Source organism: Intestinirhabdus alba (assembly GCF_009711095.1).
Classification (GTDB): Bacteria; Pseudomonadota; Gammaproteobacteria; order Enterobacterales; family Enterobacteriaceae; genus Intestinirhabdus; species Intestinirhabdus alba.
The window spans coordinates 1-1,110 of the sequence record NZ_WMJZ01000116.1 but is presented as its reverse complement, the minus strand read 5'-3'; the positions used below and the strand labels follow the sequence as shown (position 1 = coordinate 1,110).

Below are 1,110 nucleotides of genomic sequence, written 5' to 3'. Positions count from 1 at the left end.
GTAAGCGTACAGCGAGAACCGTATTGACGAAGTGAAGCTGGTCAGGCAGGCAGAGTAACCCGCCACGGCAGCAGATCGCCCACCCGGTTCACAGACCAGTCGGCGATAACATCAAGCACATAGTGGAGGTAGCACTCCGGATCCACACCGTTCAGTTTGCACGTCCCGATAAGACTGTACACTAACGCACCGCGCTCACCACCATGATCCGAGCCGAAGAACAGCCAGTTTTTTCTCCCCAGACTGACCAGCCGCAGGGCGTTTTCAGCAATGTTATTATCCACCTCCACCCAGCCATCTTCTGCATAGCGGGTCAGTGCTGGCCACTGGTTCAGTGCATACGCGAACGCCTTTGCCAGTTCTGAGTGCCTTGAGAGGGTTTTTTGTTTCTCCCGCAGCCACCCCTCCAGTGACGCCAGCAGCGGCAGCGCTTTTTGTTGCCGCACTGCCTGCCGTTCCTCCGCGCTTTTACCTCTCATATCCGCTTCGATGGCATACAACTCGCCGATCCGTTTTAGCGCTTCCTCCGTCAGATCTGACGGAGTGCGAACGTGCACATCGTGGATCTTGCGGCGGGCGTGAGCCCAGCAGGCTGCTTCTGTTATCCGCCCGTCACGGTAGAGTTCATTGAACCCGGCGTAGGCGTCAGCCTGCAGTACGCCACTGAAGCCGGCAAGATGGGTCTGAGGGTGGATGCCTTTTCTGTCCGGGCTGTAAGCGAACCACACCGCCGGGGCCAGCGCTGACCCGGCGTTGCGGTCATCACGAACGTACGTCCACAACCGCCCGGTCTTCGTCTTCTTATTACCCGGTAGCAGGACCGGTACAGGCGTATCGTCGGCATGAAGTTTGCCGTCAGTCAGCACATAGCTCCGGAGCGCCTCTTCCAGCGGCGACAGCAGCCGACAACATGCATCCACCCAACCCGACAGCAGTGAGCGACTCAGTTCCACGCCCTGCCTGCCGTATATTTCAGACTGGCGATACAGCGGTGTGTGCTCTGCATACTTTGAGGTCAGTACGCGGGCCAGCAGCCCCGGTCCTGCTATACCCCGCTCGATGGGGCGCGAAGGCGCCGGGGCCTGAACGATGCGGTCACACCGACGACAG

At 59.5% G+C, this 1,110-nt stretch carries 1 protein-coding gene; it reads right to left on the bottom strand.

Annotated features, from left to right (window positions below; translation table 11 throughout):
* Positions 1–41: 41 nt before the first annotated feature.
* A partial coding sequence (gene tnpC / locus GJV78_RS22655) for an IS66 family transposase (RefSeq protein WP_155110304.1) occupies positions 42–1,110 on the bottom strand: 1,069 nt, incomplete at its 5' end.